Raw genomic sequence first — 23,055 nt, 5'->3', positions numbered from 1 at the left:
TAAATAATTGTTAACTATTTTTTATATAAATAACATCTATTTCAATGTTTCTCTAACAATGATTTTGGGTGTAATGCTTACTTCATCACTCATGTCAAATAAGAATTCGTGTTTAGGATTTAACCTATTTAATAAGTAATTAACAGCAATTTGACATTTCAATTCTATAGATTGATCTAATGTTGTTATGGCTAAAATTGAAGAAATATGCATATTATCAAAACCCATAATTCCTACATCATTAGGGATTGAATAATTATTCTCCATTAAATATCTATAGCCACCTGCGGCCATATCATCACATCCATAAAAAATGGCTTCTGGTGGATTATTAAGATTCATTAAATATTTTGTAGCTTTATATCCGCCTTCAGCAGATAAATCGACACTGATATGATAATTCTCATCAAAATCAATCTTTTCTCTTTCTAATGCAGATTTGAATCCCATATATCTATCTCTAATATGTTCATCAAAAGGTTTCCAACTTACAAAACCTATATTTTTATAGCCTCTAGAAATCATATAAAGCGCAGCATCATTACATCCTAAAAAATTATTATTATGGATACTAAATTCACCTTCACATCTAGTTTGTAATAATACAAGTGGAATATTATTTTGTTTAAAAAAACTTTTAGCTTTCTCATCAACTAAAGCAGTACTAATAATTAATCCATCAATTTTATTTAAATATTCAGGATGTTTGTCAAAATAACTTTTTATATATAATCTTTTTTTTATGTCAAAAACTAATAATTGATAGTTTGTATCAGAAAGTAATTCACTAATACATCCTATTAATGCTGAAGCAAATATAGATCTAGGATTAGAAATAGTTAAACCAATTACCATGTTTTGTTGTTTACGCTTATTATCAGATAGCGTATAACCAATCTTTTCTAATTTTTTATATATAAGCTCTTTTGTTTCAACTTTAACAAGTTCAGGATGATTAAGTACTCTTGATAAAGTACTTGGACTCACACCTATTTTAGTTGATAACTCTCTAATCGACATTTTGTTTGACATGCTTATATAGTAAAGTTGTTATTAGATTTAAGTCAAACAAAAATGAATATGTTTCATATTTTATATTTGAAACGTTTCATAGTTATGAAAAAAATAATACACATATTTCTTTACAATGTAATAAAATATATGTATTAAAATTTATAAATACAAACATATTATTCTAATATAAAATTAGATATAATATGAAACGTTTCAATTATAGTTTATAAATTATTATTTTTCTTTATATGTTTTAACAAAGATTCACAGCCGATTTTTACATCTTGATAAGTTAATTCAAAATTCCCTGTATACCAAGGATCTGCTATATCTCTATTTATATTAGCATAGTCTAATAATAAATTAATTTTATTATAATTAGGTTTATCAATAATTCTTTGTAAATTATAAATATTATTTTTATCCATACAAACTAATAAATCGAAATCATTAGCTTCTTTTTTACTAATTTGTTTTGATCTATGGTCAATTAATTTTACACCTTTTTTAGATAAAATTTGTTTTGTACCATAATGTGGTTTATTACCTATTTCTTCCCTACTAGTTGCACTTGAATCAATTACAAATAAAGAATCTAATGATTCTTGTTTTAATAAATGTGAAAAATAGCTTTGAGCCATAGTACTTCTACAAATATTACCATGACAAATAAACATTATTTTAATCATTATTTATACCCGATGGAATACTTAATACAAGTTTCATTATTAAATTCTTTTCTAAAGGCATCAAAACATAATCGCCTTGATTTTTCATTAATACAAATTGAACAATACCATCTTTTTGTTTTTTATCTTTTAAAATTTTATTAAAGAAATCAATCCAGTCCCCACGACCTATGCGATAATCGATATCATAATTATATGATTTAAATAGTTTTATTGAACGAGATGCAAAACTTTCATCAATTATTTTCAATTCTAGTGCAGCTTCAATTGCTCTAACACAGCCCCAAGCTACAGCTTCTCCATGAGAGAATTTAGAAAATCGGCCACATGATTCTAGTGCATGACCAAAAGTATGTCCTAAATTTAATGCTTGTCTAATTCCATGTTTTTCTTCTGGATCTTTTTCAATAAAATCTTTTTTAACTTCAAGACTCATTTGTAAAAGTGTTAATAAAGTATCTTGATCTCTTTTTAAAATTTGGCTTTTTCTAGAAATAAGGAATTTATATAAAAGCTCATTTTTAGATAAAAGAGAATGCTTTAATACTTCTGCTAAGCCATTTAAATATTCTCTCTCATTTAAGCTTTTTAATAAAGATGGAGAAATTAGTACTTCTTTAGCCGGATAAAAACTTCCAACTAAGTTCTTTGCACCCATAAAATCAAATGCAGTTTTTCCACCTAAAGTTGCATCTACCATACATAATAAAGAAGTAGGAACTAAAATAAGTTTACAACCTCTCATATAAATTGAAGCAACAAAAGCTGCTAAATCACAAACTACTCCACCACCAAAGCCAATTATATAATCATGTCTTGATAATCCCTCATCAACACAAACTCTTAATATTTTTTCAACAGTTGATATAGTTTTAGACTTCTCTCCAGCAGCTATGACAACATTAGTCGATGGTAATTTTTTAAATAAATGAGCAGTGTTAGAATCTGCTACCCATAAAGCTCTACTACCAAAACTACCTAATTTTTTAGACAGTTCATTTAAATCATTAATAAAACTTACATTAGTTGATTTACCACAAGATAATTTAACATTCATACTTTCATTCATATAATCAAATATATCATAAAATATATTACAATGACTATTGTTTTTTCTAAATTAAATACTTGAATATTTTATGAATTTGTTAAAATATATAAATCATGTCTATATATTTCGATAACGCAGCTACAACTAAAATTTCTAGTAAAGCTTTAGAAGCTTTATGTGATACATCTAATAACTATTATGCTAACCCTTCAGCTAATTATTCACTTGGAATAAAAGCAAAAAAAAAGTTAGAAAATTGTAGAAATACGATTGCTTCTTTATTAAAAGTAAGCCCTTCTACAATATACTTCACATCTGGTGGAACTGAATCTAACAGTATTATTTTATCATCTCTTTTATGGAGTAAAAGTCCAGGAGATATTATTATAAGTAGAACTGAACATGCAAGTGTAATTAATTTTAAAAGAATACTAAAAGAAAAAGGTTATAATGTTATTGAAATTAATGCCCCAAATGGTTTTGTATCTCCTGAGACTTTAGAGAAAAAAATTACTGATAAAACAAGAATGGTTGTTATTCAAACTGTTAATAATGTAATTGGTTCAATTAATGATATTGAATCATTAGTTAAAGTAGTTAGAAGAAAAGAGAAAGAAATTGGTAGAAAAATATATTTTCATTCTGATGCTGTACAAGCTATAGGTAAAATTGATTTTGATATTAATAAATTAGATGTAGATAGTGCATCTTTCTCTGCTCATAAATTTCATGGACCAAAAGGTATTGGTTTTCTATATTGTAAAAATGATCAAGTTCAACCTCTTTCGAAAGGTGGTGGTCAAGAAAATGGACTTAGAGGTGGTACTGAAAACTTAGCAAGTATCGCATCAATGACAGTTGCATTAGAAGAAACTTTATCTACAAAATGTGATAATGTTATTGAGATAAATAAATATGTTAGAAAAAATCTAAAACCTGAAATTCTATCACCCAAAAAGAATTGTTCGCCATTTATTATAAATTTTTCTCTTAAATCATTTCCTTCTGAAGTGTTTACAAGAATGTTAGATGATGAAGGCTTTTTAGTATCTGCAGGTTCTGCTTGTAGTAATAATGCTAAAAATAAAGGAGAAGGTGTTTTAATTGCTATGAATTTTAAACCACAAATTGCAAAATCAAGTATTAGAATATCATTTAACAAATTATCTAACTTAGATGAGGTAAAATTACTTGTTAAAAAAATCAACTCTTTATATGATACTCTCGTAAGGTAGGATAATGTGGATAAAAAATTATATTTAATAAGATTAGGTGAAATTTCACTTAAAGGTCTTAATCGTTCATTTTTTGAAAAAAAATTAAAAAATAATATTAAAATAAAACTAAGACCATATCATAACGTAGTAACTAAACAAAAAGGTAGATTATATTTTGAAATAGATGCAGCTTGTAGTGATGAACAATGCGAATTAGCTTTTTCAACTACTTTTGGTATTGTTGGATTTGCTAAGTGCATTAGTTGTAAAAAAGATATTGATTTAATCAAAGAAAATGCTAGAAAGCTATTAAAAGAATACCCTTTTTCAACAACTGGAACTTTTAAAGTAGCTGCAAAAAGAAGTGATAAAAGTTTTGAATTATCATCATATGAACTAAGTTGTGAATTAGCAAAAGTAATTCATGAAGAATACCCTAACTTAACAGTTAACCTAAAAAATCCTGATAACGTACTACATATTGAAGTTAGAAATAAAGTATATATGTATACTAAAGAAAAAAAAGGACCTAATGGTTTACCTGTTGCAACAGCTGGAAAAGGTATGTTACTCCTTTCAGGAGGTATTGATAGCCCTGTAGCAGGATATAAAATGGCTGCAAGAGGACTAAAGATGGAATGCATATATTTTCATGCTTATCCATATACTTCTGATAAAGCCTTAGAAAAAGTTAAAGTATTAGCATCTAAAATTGCTCCTTATTTACAAGGTACTAGATTACATGTTGTTCCATTTACTGAGCAACAATTATGGATTAAATCCCATAGTAATGTTGAAGAGACAACTCTTATGTTTAGAGCTTGTATGATGAAAGTAGCTACAATGATTGCAAAGAAAAATGCAGGAACTTGTTTAGTTACAGGTGAAGCCCTATCTCAAGTTGCAAGTCAAACTCTTGATTCTATGGCTTTTACTGACACAACAACAGATATGTTAATTATTAGACCTTTAGTTGGTATGAATAAAGAAGAAATAATGAGGACAGCAGAAGATATAGATACTTATAAAACTTCAATTTTACCTTATGAAGATTGTTGTGTTATATTTAGTCCTAAACACCCTATAACTCGACCTGAAATCGATGTAGAAACAGAACATTATAATAATATGCAAATTGATGAATTATTAGTTAAAGCTGTAGAAGAAACTGAAATTTTTGATTTCTATTCTTCAGGAAAAGAAGCAGTTAATTAAAAAGCATAATAAAAATCAACCTCATAACTATAAGTTTTATTTTCAAAGTCATAGTTTAAACAAAGTCCAGGGGATAATTCAAAGGAAAACATCCCAACTTGAGTAACTGAAGATGTAAATAAGGTATATAAACTTATTACATTTTCAGTTGAATAGTTTACATAAGATTCTAAATTATGAAAATATAGTGGCATTTTTTCAAAAGACTTTTGAATCTCTTTTTTAAATAATAATATACTAATATCAAAAATATACTCATTCTTGTTTATTTTATATTCATAACTCAATTTAAATGGCATATTTAGTGTCATTGAATCACAATTTACAAATGGTAATAGATATGGAAAATAAACAGAAGCTGTTATGATATTATTTAAATATATATCTGCGTTATATCTTTCATAGTAAAATAATGGATTATACTTTAAAGAAATAGCAAATATGTTTTCTTCTTTAGGCCCTATACTAGTATCAAAATAATACCCAAATGTAGGCTCAAATATTAAGGTATCAAAATTATTAGAACTTATAGATGATTTAAAAATTAAATTATTATTATTTTTCAAATCAAAAATTTTTAAATAATTATAAGTAAAGTCTAATGTAGAAGTATTTAATACATCTACTAACTCTGTATTATAATTCATAAATAAACTACTGCCTTTATTTCCGGTTACATTACTTAATTGTAAAAGCATTGATGTATCATAATTATCATATAATCCAATATAAGTAATTAAATTAGTATGTAAAGATTCAATTGGATCAATACTTTCAAAATATATTAAGGTATCAAAATCTAAAAAATCTTTTGCTGGTAGTATAAATGGGAAAAATGAACCATCTAACATATAGTCAAATTTATTATATCTATTTAAACTAGTTAAATCATAGTTGATATTTTCATGCCCTACTACAGTATTTTCATTAACATTAATAGCAACTTCATAAAAATCAAATTGTGTTAAATTCGATTTTCTAGCTTTGTATTCTTGTGAAAAATTAGAAATGTAATATACATTATTATCAATTATTATAGGATTATAAACTCCTCCTAATATATCAAAATTACAGATATATGCTTTATTTGTGGATAAATCTATATAGGACAATCTAGGTAATTGATTCTGATTTACGGTGTTCAAAACTATTTTATTTTCATTTATAGAAAAATCGATAATTTCTGTATCTATATTTTCAAAAGAATATGAAATGCGTTTATTATCATTTAATATAATGTTTAATTGATCTTTTTTATTATAACGTGAAGAATATATTAATTTATCATTAATTACATCTATTTTTTGTATATATTCATCATCTTCAACTGATATTTTTTTAAAAATTTCTCCGTCTTTATAAAAACCAATGTATTGATTTTGTCCTTCATTATAAATACCAACGATAGAATCATTATAATAAATAGCATTTTTAAAATGTTCAATCTCATATTCTTTTTTATTATTATCTTCATCTATTACAAAAATAGAAGTAGAGTATAAATTATCTAATTTTAAAGTGCTTAGTACTAATTTATCATCATTAAAGCTAGCAAAATAAGTATTATCCAATAATTTTGCTATTTTTTTTGAAGATTCTATTTCTCTAATACTATCATTTCTACTTTGATAAACATAAACTTCATCATCAGCTTTAAAAATTGTACTTGGAATGTAATTAAATTCTTCATATTCAATTTCTTTGATATCAATGCCATTAAATGTTTCTTCAAAGTCATTCCAAACATTATAAACACTTTTTTTAAATGCTGCTTTAAAACATGAATTAGGATCAAAATAAAGAAGTTTTAATTTATGTAATTCATTAATATATTTTCTATATTTTTCAATTCCATATGTTTTATATAAATATTCATTAAAAAATGAGCCATATAAATAAAATGTATCGTATGGATAAACATCTCTATTACCTTGAGATTCATTAAACTTTAAAAAGTTATTTTCTGCTTTAGCTTCTAATAATCTTGATCTGTATAAATTACTATTAAGCCTTCCCTCTCCATTAAGACTTTCACTTAATACAGCAAAGCCTTCTGAATTAAATTGAGTTACATTTAATAGAGAAAAATTTAAACTTTGAGAAAAGATTTTTTGTATAAAATTATTTTTACCTGTTAGTGTTAAAGCATGTGTTAATTCATGTTTGAAAACATTAAGCAAATAGTTCGATGAAAAATAATTAAAACTATTATTAGTACCAATAGTATTATATAAAACAATATGTGGGGAAGGATAAATACTAAAGTAAGCATTAAATTGATCTATATCACTAGTAATAGCAACATTAAATTTTTGATCTCTTGTTAATCCAAAAAAATCACATATCTGAAAATATGTTTCTTCACAATTTTCAGAAATTATATATCCTTCATTTACTGATTCTTCATCGAAAATAATATTAAAATGATCAGTTTCTAAAGTATATAAATCTTGATTATTCTCAAAAACACTACAAAATATATTAAAATTTATTAATAACACTACAATAATGCTAAATATTTTTTTATTCATAAAAGTATTATAAACTTTTTAAAATATTTTTAAAGAGAATTAAGTTTTTTAATAAAAAAACTATCAACTATCGATTATTTTTATTATATTTATTATTATTATAATGATTAAATTTATTAATCATTAATTTAAGGAATTATTATATATATGAAATTGGGTTTAGATATAGGATCAACAACAATTAAATGTGTTTTACTTGATGAAGAAAATAAAATTATATATAAAACTTATAAAAGACATTTTTCTAAGATTCAAGAAACAACAATTACACTATTAGAAACAGTAAAGAATTTAATAGACTCGCCTTCCATTAATATTTCATTAACAGGTTCTGCCGGAATGGGAATGGCAAATAGATTAGATATACCGTTTATTCAAGAAGTTTATGCAACTAGAACATCAATTCTAGAATTTAATAAAGATACGGACGTTGTTATTGAATTAGGTGGAGAAGATGCTAAAATATTATTTTTACAAGGTACTTTAGAAGTTAGAATGAATGGAACTTGTGCTGGTGGTACAGGAAGTTTCATTGATCAAATGGCTACACTTTTAGACTTAGAAACTGAAAGTTTGAACGACATTGCAAAAAGAGCTTCAATCTCTTATCCAATAGCTTCAAGATGTGGTGTATTTGCAAAGGGTGATATTCAACCATTAATAAACCAAGGAGCTAAAAAAGCTGATATTGTATTATCCATTTATCAAGCAGTAGTTAACCAAACAATATCAGGATTAGCTCAAGGTAGACAAATTAAAGGTAATGTAGTATATCTTGGTGGCCCTTTAACCTTTATGAGTGTCTTAAGAGATTGTTTTGACAAAACTCTCGATACTAAAGGTGTTTGTCCTGAAAATTCATTATATTACGTAGCACTAGGAACAGCTTTAGGAGCTAACGAAGAATTTGATATTAATTCAGTAATTACTCTATTAAAAACATCAAATGTTATAGGTTCTTATAATTCACTGCCTGCATTATTTGAAACAGATTTAGATTTACATACTTTTAGAGAAAGACATTCTAAAGCTTCTCTTTCTTATAAAGATCCTAAAAATTATAATGGGAATGCCTATTTAGGAATTGATTCTGGTTCAACTACAATTAAAATGGTAATTGTAGATGAAGATAATAATTTATTACACACAAGATACCAATCTAATAAAGGTAACCCTGTAGAAGCTGTTAGAGAATTTTTAACAACTTTCAAGTCTCAATATCCTAATATTAATTTAAAAAAAGGTTGTTCAACTGGTTATGGTGAAGTATTAATCAAAAAGGCATTTAATTTAGAATATTCATTAGTTGAAACTATGGCTCATTATAAAGCTGCAAAATATTTTGATAAAGATACAGATTTTATAATCGATATTGGTGGTCAAGATATTAAATGTTTTAAAATAGTTGATGGAGTTATTGATGATATTTTCTTAAATGAAGCTTGTTCATCAGGTTGTGGATCATTTTTACAAACTTTTTTCCAAGCTTTAGGATATTCAACAGAAGAAGCTTCTAAACTTGCATTAACGTCTAAACACCCTGTTGATTTAGGCTCAAGATGTACTGTATTTATGAACTCTAGTGTAAAACAAGCACAAAAAGATGGGGCTCAAATTGAAGATATCTTTGCAGGACTTGCTATTTCAGTTGTAAAAAATGCTTTATATAAAGTTATTAGAACAAATACTGGCCTTGGTCAACATATAGTTGTTCAAGGTGGTACTTTTTTAAATGATGCTGTTCTTAGAGCTTTTGAAATGGAATTGAATTTAAATGTTACTAGATGTAAAGAAGCTGGATTAATGGGTGCTTTTGGTTGTGCTTTATATGCTAAACAAGAAGATAATAACGATGAAATAGAAACTTCTATATTAACTTTAGATCAATTAGCAAATTTCACACATAACACTTCAACTAGAATTTGTAAAGGTTGTACAAACCATTGTCAGCTTACTATTAATAAATTTGATAATAATAGAGTATTAATTAGTGGTAATAAATGTGAAAGATTTACGAATCCTGATAACTTTGTAGAAGATAGTGAAACATTAAATATATTTAAATATAAACAAAATTATATTAATAATTTAAAGCCTATAAAAGGGCCTAGAGGTAAAATTGGTATCCCACTTGCCCTTTCAATAATTGAACTTGCTCCTTTATATTATACTTTATTTACTGAATTAGGATATGAAGTAATTATTTCTCCATTTTCTAAAAGAGATACTTATCTAAAAGGACAAAGTCAAGTTCCAAGTGATACAATTTGTTATCCTGCAAAATTGGTTCATGGCCATGTTATAGATTTAATTGAAAAAGATGTCAAGAAAATATTCTTCCCAAATTCTTCTTTTAATATTGATGAAAAGAAGAGCGATAATAATTATAACTGTCCAGTTGTAGCTTATTATGGTGAAGTTATTTCCAAAAATACACCACAGTTAGATGAAAATAATGTTACTTTTATAAATGAATATCTTTCTGTTGCTAATAAAAAGGTATTTAAAAAACGATTAAATATAATTCTTAATAAATATGATAAATTTAGTAAAAAAGAGATTTCTAAAGCTGCTAATAAAGCCTTTGATGCACAAGAAAAATATAATAACGATGTTATTTTAAAAGGTAAAGAAATTGTTGAATTAGCAAGAAGTACAAATAAAGAAATAATGGTTTTATGTGGTAGACCATATCATATTGATCCTGAAGTCAACCATGGTATTGATGAATTAATGCTTCAACTTGGTTGCGCTGTAATTAGTGAAGATTCTTTAGCATCTTTTATTGATAAAAAGCAATTTAATGTATTAAATCAATGGACTTATCATAATAGAATGTATTTAGCTGCACATTATGTAAATACAACAAAGGATATGAATATTGTTCAATTAGTTTCATTTGGTTGTGGACTAGATGCTGTTACAGCAGATGAAGTTAAAGATATCTTAAAACAAAAGAACAAAATTTACACTCAATTAAAAATTGATGAAATTGCCAATTTAGGTTCAGTTAGAATAAGACTTAGAAGTTTACTAGCTGCATTAAAGGAGGAAAATAATGGATAATAATAACAGAGTAGTTTTTACAAAAGAAATGAAAAAAGATTATACTTTATTACTACCTCAAATGTTACCTATACACTTTGAAATTATTACTGAGATTTTCACTAATAATGGTTATAAAGCTGAATTATTAAAGAATGAAGGGCCTAATGTAATCCAAGAAGGATTAAAATATGTTCACAATGATATGTGTTATCCAGCTCAACTAGTAATTGGACAAATGCTTGATGCAGTTAATAGTGGCAAATATGATAAACATAAAGTTGCTTTAGTTATTACACAAACTGGTGGTGGATGTAGAGCTAGTAATTATATCTTTTTGTTAAGAAAAGCTTTAGAAAGAGCAAATTTAGAATTTATACCAGTAATTTCTTTATCATTTGGATTAGAAAAGAATCCTGGATTTAAATTAACTACTAAAATTCTTTTACAAGCTTTTGCTGGAATTGTTTATGGTGATTTATTAACTTTATTAAGTAATCAAACTAGACCTTATGAAGTTAACAAAGGTGAAACTGACAAAATTGTTGAAAAATGGATTAAAATCTTAGCAACTAAATTTAAAAATAATAGTGGTTATATTGGTTTTGTCATGAAAAACAATTTGATGAAAATAACTGAAGACTTCAACAATATAGAAATTAATAAAACAGAAAAAATAAGAGTTGGAATAGTTGGTGAGATTTTTATTAAATATGCTCCTTTAGGAAATAACCATTTACAAGACTTCTTAGAAGAACAAGGTTGTGAAGTAATGATTCCATCTTTACTTGGCTTTTTCTTATATGGCATGGAAAATGCAAAATATGATAAAGAATATTATGGCGGATTTAAGAGAATATTTAATTACCCAATAAAAAGATTAAGTTTAGGTGTAATTGAATTTTTTGAAGGCATGATTTATAGAAATGTTGAGAGAGTTACAGATAATTTTATTGTTCCTAAAGGATTTTCTCATATGAAATCATTATGTAATGGAATAATTGATCATGGTGTTAAAATGGGTGAAGGCTGGTTATTAACAAGTGAAATGCTTGAACTAAGCGAATTAGGTTACAAAAATATTATTTGCGCACAACCTTTTGGGTGTTTACCAAACCACATAGCTGGAAAAGGAATGATTAGAAGTATTAGTGAAAAACATAAAGATACTAATATTGTACCTATTGATTATGACCCTTCAGCTACAAAGGTTAATCAAGAAAATAGAATTAAATTAATGCTTTCAATAGCTAAAGAGAATATGGAAAAATCTAAAATATCTTAAGTTGCTAATTTAAAAACAATACCTATTAAAGCACCTGCTAATATAAAAAATAGCGGGTGTATTTTTATTTTCTTATATAAAATAACAAATATTATATAAATAGAAAATTCTAATAAACGAAGTGAATTATTTTCTCTAAATAAAGATATAATAAAGATTTTTGAAACTGCAAAAATAATTAATGCTAATACGACACTTTTTATTCCATACATAGCATCTTTTACATACCATTTCTGATTAAAATGATCTAAATATCTAGAAATAATCATAATTATAATAAAAGCTGGCATCGCTAAAGCTATACTTGCAACTACCCCACCTAAAACACCAGCAACATTATATCCTGTAAAGGTTGCCATATTTACACCTAATGGCCCTGGAGTAGATTGACTTATTGCTATCATATTAGAAATATCAGTTGATGTTATCCAAGTAGGATAATTAATTGATAAATCATTTATAAAAGGAATTGCAGCAAGTCCACCACCTATTGTGAATAAACCAATTTTAAAAAATTCAACAAATAATAATAATAAATTAGTTAGCATGTTTAAAACTCCTTTTTATATGATTAATAACTAAACCAAGTAAAATAGAAGAAATTATTATGATAATAATGTTAATGTTAAATACAAAAATTGAAATTAATGCTATTATAAATAAAATAAAAGTAGTCTTATCAACTATACTTTTTTTTATCATCTTGTAAATTGTATGAGTCATCATGGCACAAACAACTATCTTTATACCACTAATAGCTCTAATTACATAAATATTATTTTGAAAATTTTTAAATACTGCTGTAATTATAGTAATGATTATAATAGAAGGTGATATAACACCTAAAGAGGCACATATTGCTCCTAAAAAACTTCTTTTATTATAACCTATATACGTTGCAACATTGATCGCAATAACACCAGGTGTACATTGTGCTATTGCATAAAAATCAAATAATTGATCACTAGTTATCCATTTTTTATTATCACATAACTCTCTTTCTAAAAAAGGAAGCATTGCATAGCCTCCTCCAAAAGTTATTGCACCTACAGAAAAAAAGGAGATATATAAGGTAATCAAAGAAACTTTATTGTCTTTCATATTAATTCAATAATTTATTCATTTCAATATTAACTAAAGTATCACATCTTTCATTCAATTCAATTCCAGCATGACCTTTTACCCATCTATATTCAACATTTAATTGAGAATTTAAATTATCTAATTCAACCCATAATTCTTTATTTTTAACGGGTTTTTTATTAGCTGTTCTCCAGCCATTCTTTTTCCAATTAATTATCCATTTAGTAATACCATTTTTTACATACTGGCTATCTGTATTTAAAATAATCTTATTAGGATTAGTAGATAAACAAGTTCTAAGGGCTACAATAACAGCAGTTAACTCCATTTGGTTGTTAGTAGTAAATTCTAATCCAGAACTTTGTTCTGTAATAAAATTATCACCACTATATATAACAAAAGCCCAAGCTCCAACACCTGGATTTCCTTTACAACCACCATCTGTATATATTATTAATTCATCCATTAATCTCTAACTCCAGTTTTTTTTATAATATGATAACCAAATTGAGTCCTAATTGGATCACTAATACGATTATATGATAATTTTTTTACTGCATTTTCAAAAGCAGGAACCATTTTACCTGGTCCAAACCAACCAAGATCTCCTCCTTTGCTTTTAGAAGGACATGTTGAATATTTTCTAGCTAACATTGCAAAGTTTTTACCTTGTTTTGCTTCGATTGATATTTTTTGTGCTAACGATTTATCTTTAACTAAAATATGAGAAGCTCTAAATTCCATAATACTACTCCATAAAAATAGAGACTTTTAAAAAGTCTCTATTATAATATACTATAAATTGTTTATAAACAATCCTATTATTAGAATGGTTCACCACCAGCTTTAGGAGCTGCACTACTTTTACTAAATAATACTAATGCAACTAAAGTAATAGCATAAGGGAATACCTTAAATATTACTGGAGGGAATGATGAAAGAGATGCAAATAATTGTGAAACGTTACCAATAGTTGTTGCAATTCCAAAGAAGAAAGTTGCACCTAAGATACCTAAAGGTTTCCATTGTCCAAATATACTTGCAGCTACAGCTAAGAATCCAAGACCTGCAACAGATCCATTAAATTCACCACTATAAGTTACAATCATAACACCACCAGCTAAAGCGCCTAAAGCTCCACTCATCATAACAGCTATATATCTCATTTTATGAACATTAATCCCTGCAGAAGCAACAGCAGATGGATGTTCACCACAAGCTCTAAGTCTTAATCCAAAACTAGTTTTATATAATAACCACCATAAGAATGCCCATAAACCAATACATAACCAAGTACTCCAGTATGTATTTGTAAATAAAAGTTTACCAATAATTGGAATGCTATGAAGTAAAGGGACATCACTTCTAACTATACCTAACATAATAGATATATTTCCTGACCCTGTTACATTTCTAGCTACATAAACAGTTAAAGCTGCAGCAATCATGTTTACAGCAGTACCACTAATAACTTGGTCTGCTCGTAAATTAATTGAAGCAAAAGCATGTAATAGTGAAAAAATAGCTCCACCTATAGCTGCAACAACTAAACCAATAAATAAAGCTGAATTTCCAATTACTGGTTGTAAAATAGAAATTGTTAATGCACTTAAGAAATAACCTACAAGCATAAAGCCTTCAACACATAGGTTAACAACACCTGCTCTTTCACTAACTAAGTTACTAGAAGCCCCCATTAATAGAGGGATAGTATATGCTACTGCGTAAGGAGCAATTTGAGTAATAGTTTCCCACATATTATTTATCCTCCATTACAGCATTTGAATCTGCTTTTTTAATATTTCGTTTTTCATTTATAGATTTAAATCTCTTATCCCAGAATTTTTTAAACATTACACTTGTTGCAGTGAAGTAAATAATTACTGCAATAATAGTATCTGCTAATTCAGGAGGTACTAATGTATTACCACTCATAAATCCTTTACCAGCTTGTAAAATACCGAAGAAGATTGATGAGAAAACTACACCTATTGGATTACTTGCACCAAGTAGTGCAACTGCGATACCATCAAAACCTTGATTTGGTAAAATACCAATTTGAATTTTACCTGAATAACCACAATAATAAGAAACACCTGCAAGGCCTGCTAAGCCGCCTGCAATCATCATCGATAAAACAACTGATCTATTTACTTTGATTCCAGCATATTCAGCACCAAATCTATTATATCCACAAGCTTTTAATTCATAACCCAAAGTCGTCTTATCCATAATAAATTTAATAACAATAACTGCAATAATAGCAACGAATAATCCTAAATTAATATAATTTGAACCATCAAATAAATCTGTTAGCCAATTAATTCTTAATGTTTTCTCATAAGGTAACATTGCACTTTCGGTTTCTAGTGAAGGTCCTTTTAAAAAGGCAGGAACATAATAATACACACTCCAATAAGCTATCCAGTTCATCATTATAGTTGCAACAACTTCATGAACATTAAAATATGCTTTTAATAATCCAGGAATTAACCCCCATATAGCTCCAGCAATGAATCCAATTAATATCATTAATAACATTGTAGGAACATGAGGTAAATTAGAAGAAAAAGCAAATGCTGTTGCAGCTGTACCACCAGCTAAAATTTGACCTGAAGCACCAATATTAAATAAACCAGTTTTAAATGCAAATGCGATTGATAAACCAACTAGCATTAAAGTAGTAGAAATAGCAAGCATAGTACCACTTCTTCTAACATTCATTAATGCACCTTTATATAAATATTTAAAAGCAGCAAAAGGATTTTCACCTATTAATAATATTAAAATAGAACCAGCAACTAATCCTAAAAATACTGCACTAATTGCAATTAGAAAATCATTGCTTTTTAATTCTTTTTTCTGTTTCAATTTTTTATCACCCATAAACTATTTATCTCCCTTGGAGGAAACACCAGCCATCATCAATCCAACTTTTCTTTCATCAGTATCTTTTGTATAAACTACATCCATTAATTTACCATCACTAATAACTGCTATTCTATCAGATAAATTAAAAATTTCATCTAATTCAAATGAAACCAATAATACAGCATTTCCTGCATCGCGGTGTTCAACTATTTGTTCATGAATAAATTCAATAGCACCTACATCTAAACCTCTAGTTGGTTGAACAACTATCAACAATTTAGGATTACCTGTTATTTCACGTCCAACAATAGCTTTTTGTTGATTACCACCAGATAATTTTCCTGCTAAAGAATTTAAACCTTCACCTGATCTTACATCAAAAGTTTTTATTATTTTTGTTCCATATTCTTTCATAGTATTTTGTTTTAATATACCATTTTTACTAAAAGGAGCATGATAATAATCTTTTACTACAAAATTATCTTTTAAATTATATTCAAGAATAAGGCCTCTTTTTTGTCTATCTTCTGGTACGTGACCAATACCAACTTCATTTCTTTCTCTAATGTGTGAATGAGTTATATCTTTTTCACAAACGATAACATGACCACTTTCAATTTTTCTTAAACCAGTTATAGCTTCAATAAGTTCAGTTTGTCCGTTACCATCAACACCTGCTATACCAACAATTTCGCCTTCTTTTACATCAAGAGAGAAATCTTTTACTCCTAATATTTTTTTTGAATTTAAAACATTAAGATTTTTTACTTCTAAAATTGGTTTACCAGGTTTTGCTTCAGTTTTATCTACTTTGAAATTAACAGGTCTTCCAACCATTAATGCTGCCATTTCAGCTTGAGAAGTATCACTTACACTTACAACATCAATCATTTTACCACGTCGAATAACTGTACATCTATCAGCTACTGCTTTAATTTCGTCTAACTTATGTGTTATTAAAATAATTGATTTTCCTTCAGCTTTTAATCCTCGCATAATATCTAATAAATCATCAATTTCTTGTGGTGTTAATACAGCTGTTGGTTCATCAAAAATTAGGATATTTGCATCAACATATAACATTTTTAATATTTCAACACGTTGTTGCATACCAACAGTAATATCTTCAATAACACTATCTGGATCAATATTTAATCCATATTTATCTGAAAGCTTTTTAATTCTTTGAGAAGCATCCTTCTTGTTCAGTATAAAACTTCCCTCTTTACCCAAAATAATATTTTCGGTAACTGTATAATTTTCAATTAATTGGAAATGTTGGTGTACCATACCAATCTTAAGAGCAGTAGCATCATTAGGATTGTTAATAGTAACTTTCTCCCCATTAATCTTAATTTCACCCTTATCTGCTTTGTACAAACCAAATAGAATGCTCATCAAAGTTGATTTTCCAGCACCATTTTCACCTAAAATCGCATGTACTTCACCTTGTTTTACCTGCAAAGTAATATTATCATTGGCTACTATGCCTGGAAATTCTTTTCGAATATTAAGCATTTCAATCGAATAATCCATTTATTGTCTCCTACAACTTTTTATTTAATAGTAAATGTTTTGATATAATAAGGCCACCAAAAGGCGGCCTTATTTAGAAATTATTTACTAATTATTTCCATAAACCTTGTAATTGTTCAGCAGCAACAACGATTTCACCAGATTTCATCATTTCCATTACTTCATCACATTTAGCTTGAATATCAGCAGATAAGTTAGGGTTTTCACTAGGAATACCAATACCATTTTCTTTAGCTGTTAATTGAATAGCTGTTCCACCAGGGAATTCACCATTTAATTCAGCTTCAATCATATCATAAGAAGCTCTGTCTAAATATTTCATAGCAGAAGTTAAAATACATGATTCACCACTAGGCATTAAACCATCAGCATATTGGTCAATATCAACACCAACAACCCATTTATCTTTTCCAGCTGTTCTTTGAGATTTACCTTCATTGATAACACCAACTCCAACACCACCAGCTGCAGCAAAGATAACATCAACATCTCTATCAAACATAGTAGCAGCCATTTGTTGACCTAAAGCTACATCACTGAAAGATCCAGAATATAAACAGTCTTCTTGTGCAATTGAAACATTAGTACCTAAGTTTTCGTTTGCATATTTAATACCTTGTTGCCATCCCCAGTTGAATTTTTGAACTGCAGGAATTTCCATACCACCAACAAAACCAAATTTGCTGTTAGGCATTTTTAAAGCAGCAGCAACAGCAGCTACGAAACCAGATTCTTGTTCAGCCCAAGAAATTGCAACAGTGTTAGATTTAATTTCTACACTATAATCGCCAGGATGTGGAACACCGTCTAATAATACAAAGTTAACATCAGGATATTGTGTTTGTGCTTTATAAATAGTTGTTTCAAATTTGAAACCAGGTGTGATAATAAAATTATAACCGCTATCAGCTAAATCTGCTACACCAGCTAAATAATCAGCTTCTGTAGTACCTGCAGGTTTAATATATTTTGGAGTGAATCCGAAATCTTCACCAGCTCTTACAATACCTTCCCATGTACCTTGGTTAAAAGATTTATCGTCAATAGTACCAGCATCTGTAACCATACCAACTTTTACAGCTAGTTCGTCTGATGCAGTTTCTTCAGTTTGTCCATTAGCAAATACAAATGAACTTAGTGCTAACATAGCACATAATAAAGTAGCAAATTTTTTCATTACTATTTCTCCTCTTAAAATTTTATTAGTGGATTTTTATATAATATCATTATCGTAAAGATTGTCAAATATATTTATTAATTTTTTTTACATAATTATAAAATATCTCAAATTTTATAATTTTATTTAGTTATTTTAATAAAAAAATATATTTTTTTTATCAAATTCCATTATTGTTGTAAAATAATAATATATCTAACAAAATATAAAATAAATCAATTACAAACCTAATTATATCATATAAATAATTAATAATCTAAATAAATTCAAAATTAATCATATTTTTTAGTCAAGTTCATTAAAAAAAAATAATTACTTGACCTTTAATTATTAAAATTCAATAATAACTGTTGTGAAAAGAAAAGCAAAAATATTACATAACATATATAAAACAATCGTTAAATTCTCTCTGAACTTTAACTATGATTTTCATGTATGGAAAGAAGAAGAATTTCCTAAAGGTCCTAAAATATTTTGTTCCAATCATTTTTCTTCTTCAGATGTGCATTATGTAACTACCTTAACAAAAGAACCTATGCATATGGTTATAGGTCCAGCGTTTGGTATACCTTATGTTAAAAACTTTTTGCATTGGACTGAACAAATTCCAGCTCTTACAACCGAAGATAAAAAAACTGTAATAAATAAAGCTGTAAAATACCTTAAACAAGGTGATAATATATATATATTCCCTGAAGGAAGATTAAATACTCAAGAGGAATTAGATATTTTTAGAGCTGGAATTGCAAGAATATATTTAGAATATCCAGTTCCCATTATACCAATAGGACTTATTGCACCAAAGAGAAGAGTTAGAGATAAACATAGCACTGCAGCTAGAAGAAAAGTAACTGTAGTAAATAAAAATTATTATGCAAATATTGGTAAAGCAATGTTTTTTAAAGAAGAAGAAAAAATTGCTAAAACTGATAAAAAATTAGCAGAAAAACAAATATTAGAAAAACTAAAAGATACTATTTCTTTTTTAATTAATGACGTAAAAACAAACAAGTTTTGGAGTTAGAAAATGGAAAATAATGAATTAAACACTTTATTTAATGACTTTAAAAAACAAGTATTAGATATAACAGATCATAGTGATAAAGTTCAAAAATTAAATTTTAACTGTACCTTATTAAATGGCACAGGTTTTAAATTTAATTATGATGTAAATAAATATAATAAAGAGCCCAAAAAGTATAAACCTGCAACTACATTTAATGGAATAGTTGATATTTTAAGTGCAGTTCTTTCAATTGTTTTTTTAGTTTTATACTCAATCAACAAGCTGAATTTCAACTTTATTTCTAGTAATATAACTAATATTCTAATTATAATACTTTTTTCTTTTTTAATATCTTTTTTTATTTTGAGAGCTATTTATCACCTTTTTCATGCAACTAGTATTGTAAGAAACCCTCTTTTTAGATTATCTGAAGCATTAAAATTAGTTATTTTATTAAATTTAAATATATTAATTTCTGTTATTTATAATATAAACTCTATTAATATAGTTATTTTTATATCTTTTATATTATGTGCTCTTGCTCTACTTTGTATGGGTATTGGAACTAAACTTTCTTTTAAAATTGAAATGTTTTTTTCAGCTACTCTACCTTTTTTAATGTTAATAAGTTCTACAGAATTTTCTATTATATTTAGTAGTATAATTTTTTGTATTTCATCATTGATTTATATAATCATGAATAACAATGAAGCTAAAACTAATTCAATATTTATGATCTTAGGCATTAGCTTATTAGTATTAAATTTATTTATTATAGTCTAGTAAGAAATAAATAAAACTACCAATCAATGTATAATATTAATTGGTAGTTTTACTTTTCTTATTCTAAAATCATTTGTGAATAATATCGCTTTTCAATATTAGAGACAGGAATATTAAATAATTCTAATGTTTTATACAATTCAGATACAAATTTTTTTGACTCTATTTCACTTATATCTTCATCTACAATAAACTCTATTTCAAAAAACCATCCGAGATTATTAACTTCTAATAATTCAATATGAAGATCATTCTCGAATTTGTTAAATAAAAAAGAAAATCCTTTTTTCTTTTTTCTATGCGATTCTTTAAATCCTAGTTGATTAAAAAACACTAACGAAGATGAGAATTCACCATAAGGTAATTCAACCTCATTTTCAATATTTTGTTCTATACCTTCGTTGATAATTTTATCTTTAGTTGTATATACAGTGTTTTTAATTATTTTACCTTTAGAATCAATATTCACTTGTTGTCTTACTCTAAATGATAAGTTTTTAATTGGATTAAAAAAATATACATCTAATTTTTCACTACTTTTCTCATTATAAGTAAATTGATTACTTTTTAAAGCGTTTAAAACTTTTTTATAATCATCAACATGAGCTTTTAGTTCTATTTCTTTTGACATATTAATCTTTCCATGGGAAAATCATGTTTTTTATTGTTCTATGGCCAACATTTTCTCTTTCTTCGTATAAAATGTCATCCCAATTAACATGTTTTATATTTTCTTCAGGGTTTTCTTCAAGCCAATCTAACTTCATTAATAACAATTTAAAAGCTGTTTGACTAGCTAAAGTCGTACCAGTAAAACTAAATAATAAGCCAGCAGTTAAAAAAGTTAATATTAATTGAATAATATTAAATATTGCTAAAAATATTGTAGTACCTAAATTCCCTATAGCTATAATGAAACATTTTTTGAAAGTTTTAAATGGTTTATCACCTGTGAATCTACTCATTAAAGGCAAGTAATATTGAATACTCAATAATAATGTTAATAAAATCCAAAAAGTTATAATTCCTAAAAATAAACCAATATAATTCCCAAGATTTAAATAAAAGGGCATTACAATTAATGCAAGCGTTATAATTAATACATTAATTAAAGATAAAAATAATGCATGTGTTGTAAATAAACTAATGCCTTCTTTATATCCTTGAAATCCTACTCTTTTATAATCACTATAATTTTTCGTTATATTTGCTATTCCAACGCTATGGAATGAAAACAAAACTATAGAAAGTAGCATAACCAATATAGTAATTACAGATGAAGTTCCACCATATTGCATACCTAATGAAAAAATCATGAATACAGCAAGAAATCCTAAATTTGAAACTACTAAACCTATTAAATTATCCCAAGCATCAAAAAAAGCTTTTTTAATTAAAAATCCTATCATATAATATTAATTTAGGAAAAAATCCAAGATATTCATGCCAGTTGAACTGTTTTTCTTATAAAGCTCAGTGTATCCACAATTATCACAACTAATTGTTACAAACTTTTTATTTTGAACATCGAATAATTTCGAAAAATTACCACCTGTTGCTTGTAAAGTATCACTTTGATAATGTGTACAACCACATTTAGGACAAACATATTGTTTTTTTACCATAACTATCTCCTTATTTAATAAATATAGTATAAATATAATATAAAAAATAAAATAAAAAAATATCTGTGATAAAAAAACCACAGATATTTCACAATCACAAGAAAAATAATTATAATAATTTACTAATTTCTTCTTCTAATTTAACTACACTATAGGTAGGTTCATATCTCTTTATTAATGAACCATCTCTATCAAATAAAAATTTTGTAAAATTCCATTTGATAGTACTTTTTTTATTCCAATCTACATCAAATTTAGGTAATAAATCTTCTAGAATTGGAGTTATTTCATGTTCTTTATCAAATCCTTCAAACTTTGTGTTTGCTACTAAATCTTTATATAAATCAATTGCATCATCTCCATTCACTTCTATTTTAGCAAACTGTGGAAATGTTATTCCAAATCTACCTGTACAGAATTTATGAATATCTTTTTCTGATCCAGGAGCTTGTTCACCAAATTGGTTACAAGGGAAATCTAAAATTTCTAATCCTTTTTCTTTAAATTCTTTATATATTTTTTCTAAAGAAGCATATTGCGGGGTAAAACCACATTCAGTTGCTGTGTTAATTACTAAAACGACTTTACCTTTATATTCTGATAAAGAAACTTCTTCATGTTCCATATCTTTAACTTTATAATCGTACAAATTCATATGAACTCCTTTTATTGATATTTATTATTAATAAGTATATATTATCAATATTTTTATAATAAGTCAAGAAAATTAATATAGGTAGCAAATTATTGCTACCTATAAATTTTTTAATCACTATATATAAGATATTTATTGTATCTACTATTCGATTGTATAAGAGATCTTTACGTTACTTACATAATCCCCTGCAGGAAGTTCACTGTTACCTTCCCAACTTAAGTTAAAGTAATTAACTAATAAGTCATCATGTTTACCAGCATCTAAAACTT

The 23,055-nt window shown here is 26.7% G+C and carries 22 protein-coding genes; 6 read left to right on the top strand and 16 right to left on the bottom strand.

Annotation, left to right across the window (positions count from 1 at the left end; translation table 11 throughout):
• Positions 1-36 precede the first annotated feature (36 nt).
• The 3 genes from ACPKM0_RS07630 to ACPKM0_RS07620 all read right to left on the bottom strand — a co-directional run bounded on the left by ACPKM0_RS07630 (position 37) and on the right by ACPKM0_RS07620 (position 2,772).
• On the bottom strand, positions 37-1,032 hold the full coding sequence (locus ACPKM0_RS07630; RefSeq protein WP_472474830.1) for a LacI family DNA-binding transcriptional regulator: 996 nt from the start codon (positions 1,030-1,032) through the stop codon (positions 37-39).
• 206 nt (positions 1,033-1,238) lie between these two features.
• Positions 1,239-1,703, bottom strand: coding sequence for a low molecular weight protein-tyrosine-phosphatase (locus ACPKM0_RS07625; RefSeq protein WP_472474829.1), 465 nt, complete (start codon positions 1,701-1,703; stop codon positions 1,239-1,241).
• Complete coding sequence (locus ACPKM0_RS07620; protein ID WP_472474827.1) at positions 1,696-2,772, bottom strand: 3-dehydroquinate synthase; 1,077 nt, start codon at positions 2,770-2,772, stop codon at positions 1,696-1,698. Before ACPKM0_RS07620 ends, ACPKM0_RS07625 begins: the two co-directional genes overlap by 8 nt.
• A 95-nt stretch (positions 2,773-2,867) precedes the next feature.
• Here ACPKM0_RS07620 and ACPKM0_RS07615 point away from each other — a divergent pair, with 95 nt between their 5' ends.
• Positions 2,868-3,989 (top strand): cysteine desulfurase family protein, encoded by a 1,122-nt coding sequence (locus ACPKM0_RS07615; protein WP_472474825.1) that lies wholly within the window; start codon positions 2,868-2,870, stop codon positions 3,987-3,989.
• Positions 3,990-3,995: 6 nt separating this feature from the next.
• Positions 3,996-5,186: a tRNA uracil 4-sulfurtransferase ThiI gene (thiI, locus tag ACPKM0_RS07610; protein WP_472474824.1), complete on the top strand. Its 1,191-nt coding sequence runs from the start codon at positions 3,996-3,998 to the stop codon at positions 5,184-5,186.
• Here the strand turns inward: thiI and ACPKM0_RS07605 are convergent.
• A complete protein-coding gene (locus ACPKM0_RS07605) occupies positions 5,183-7,717 on the bottom strand; it encodes a hypothetical protein (RefSeq protein ID WP_472474822.1) in 2,535 nt (844 codons plus the stop codon). The two genes, thiI and ACPKM0_RS07605, sit on opposite strands and share 4 nt — an antisense overlap.
• Positions 7,718-7,864: 147 nt before the next feature.
• Here ACPKM0_RS07605 and ACPKM0_RS07600 point away from each other — a divergent pair, with 147 nt between their 5' ends.
• Together ACPKM0_RS07600 and ACPKM0_RS07595 are read left to right on the top strand one after the other, a co-directional pair.
• On the top strand, positions 7,865-10,783 hold the full coding sequence (locus tag ACPKM0_RS07600) for an acyl-CoA dehydratase activase (protein WP_472474820.1): 2,919 nt from the start codon (positions 7,865-7,867) through the stop codon (positions 10,781-10,783).
• On the top strand, positions 10,776-12,047 hold the full coding sequence (locus ACPKM0_RS07595; RefSeq protein WP_472474818.1) for a 2-hydroxyglutaryl-CoA dehydratase: 1,272 nt from the start codon (positions 10,776-10,778) through the stop codon (positions 12,045-12,047). Before ACPKM0_RS07600 ends, ACPKM0_RS07595 begins: the two co-directional genes overlap by 8 nt.
• Here ACPKM0_RS07595 and ACPKM0_RS07590 read toward each other — a convergent pair.
• The 8 genes from ACPKM0_RS07590 to ACPKM0_RS07555 all read right to left on the bottom strand — a co-directional run bounded on the left by ACPKM0_RS07590 (position 12,044) and on the right by ACPKM0_RS07555 (position 18,714).
• A complete protein-coding gene (locus ACPKM0_RS07590; RefSeq protein WP_472474816.1) occupies positions 12,044-12,595 on the bottom strand; it encodes a chromate transporter in 552 nt (183 codons plus the stop codon). The genes ACPKM0_RS07595 and ACPKM0_RS07590 overlap by 4 nt on opposite strands.
• The gene (locus tag ACPKM0_RS07585) at positions 12,585-13,148 is read right to left on the bottom strand and encodes a chromate transporter (RefSeq protein ID WP_472474814.1); all 564 of its coding nucleotides are present in this window, start codon (positions 13,146-13,148) and stop codon (positions 12,585-12,587) included. Before ACPKM0_RS07585 ends, ACPKM0_RS07590 begins: the two co-directional genes overlap by 11 nt.
• 1 nt (position 13,149) lies before the next feature.
• Positions 13,150-13,596: a ribonuclease HI gene (rnhA, locus tag ACPKM0_RS07580; RefSeq protein ID WP_472474812.1), complete on the bottom strand. Its 447-nt coding sequence runs from the start codon at positions 13,594-13,596 to the stop codon at positions 13,150-13,152.
• Positions 13,596-13,874, bottom strand: coding sequence for a peptidylprolyl isomerase (locus ACPKM0_RS07575; RefSeq protein WP_472474811.1), 279 nt, complete (start codon positions 13,872-13,874; stop codon positions 13,596-13,598). The genes rnhA and ACPKM0_RS07575 overlap by 1 nt, the downstream gene beginning before the upstream one ends.
• 80 nt (positions 13,875-13,954) lie before the next feature.
• On the bottom strand, positions 13,955-14,887 hold the full coding sequence (locus ACPKM0_RS07570) for an ABC transporter permease (RefSeq protein ID WP_472474809.1): 933 nt from the start codon (positions 14,885-14,887) through the stop codon (positions 13,955-13,957).
• 1 nt (position 14,888) lies between these two features.
• Complete coding sequence (locus tag ACPKM0_RS07565) at positions 14,889-16,016, bottom strand: ABC transporter permease (protein WP_472474808.1); 1,128 nt, start codon at positions 16,014-16,016, stop codon at positions 14,889-14,891.
• 3 nt (positions 16,017-16,019) lie between these two features.
• Complete coding sequence (locus ACPKM0_RS07560; RefSeq protein ID WP_472474806.1) at positions 16,020-17,537, bottom strand: ABC transporter ATP-binding protein; 1,518 nt, start codon at positions 17,535-17,537, stop codon at positions 16,020-16,022.
• A gap of 91 nt (positions 17,538-17,628) precedes the next feature.
• Complete coding sequence (locus tag ACPKM0_RS07555; RefSeq protein ID WP_472474804.1) at positions 17,629-18,714, bottom strand: BMP family lipoprotein; 1,086 nt, start codon at positions 18,712-18,714, stop codon at positions 17,629-17,631.
• 352 nt (positions 18,715-19,066) lie between these two features.
• Between ACPKM0_RS07555 and ACPKM0_RS07550 the strand changes: the two genes are divergently transcribed.
• Together ACPKM0_RS07550 and ACPKM0_RS07545 are read left to right on the top strand one after the other, a co-directional pair.
• The gene (locus tag ACPKM0_RS07550) at positions 19,067-19,738 is read left to right on the top strand and encodes a lysophospholipid acyltransferase family protein (protein WP_472474802.1); all 672 of its coding nucleotides are present in this window, start codon (positions 19,067-19,069) and stop codon (positions 19,736-19,738) included.
• Between the two features lie 3 nt (positions 19,739-19,741).
• The gene (locus ACPKM0_RS07545) at positions 19,742-20,503 is read left to right on the top strand and encodes a hypothetical protein (protein WP_472474801.1); all 762 of its coding nucleotides are present in this window, start codon (positions 19,742-19,744) and stop codon (positions 20,501-20,503) included.
• A 58-nt stretch (positions 20,504-20,561) separates the two neighbouring features.
• On the opposite strand, the gene ACPKM0_RS07540 is transcribed toward ACPKM0_RS07545, so the two are convergent.
• From ACPKM0_RS07540 to ACPKM0_RS07525, 4 genes are all read right to left on the bottom strand, one after another.
• Positions 20,562-21,134 (bottom strand): hypothetical protein, encoded by a 573-nt coding sequence (locus tag ACPKM0_RS07540; protein ID WP_472474799.1) that lies wholly within the window; start codon positions 21,132-21,134, stop codon positions 20,562-20,564.
• A gap of 1 nt (position 21,135) precedes the next feature.
• The gene (locus ACPKM0_RS07535; RefSeq protein WP_472474798.1) at positions 21,136-21,912 is read right to left on the bottom strand and encodes a hypothetical protein; all 777 of its coding nucleotides are present in this window, start codon (positions 21,910-21,912) and stop codon (positions 21,136-21,138) included.
• A 6-nt stretch (positions 21,913-21,918) separates the two neighbouring features.
• Complete coding sequence (locus ACPKM0_RS07530) at positions 21,919-22,128, bottom strand: zinc ribbon domain-containing protein (RefSeq protein WP_472474797.1); 210 nt, start codon at positions 22,126-22,128, stop codon at positions 21,919-21,921.
• A 109-nt stretch (positions 22,129-22,237) separates the two neighbouring features.
• Positions 22,238-22,783 (bottom strand): glutathione peroxidase, encoded by a 546-nt coding sequence (locus ACPKM0_RS07525; RefSeq protein WP_472474796.1) that lies wholly within the window; start codon positions 22,781-22,783, stop codon positions 22,238-22,240.
• Between the last annotated feature and the right edge of the window lie 272 nt (positions 22,784-23,055).

Source organism: Pleomorphochaeta sp., from assembly GCF_050031695.1.
GTDB lineage: Bacteria > Spirochaetota > Spirochaetia > Sphaerochaetales > Sphaerochaetaceae > Pleomorphochaeta.
This window is presented reverse-complemented; position numbering and strand designations above follow the sequence as displayed.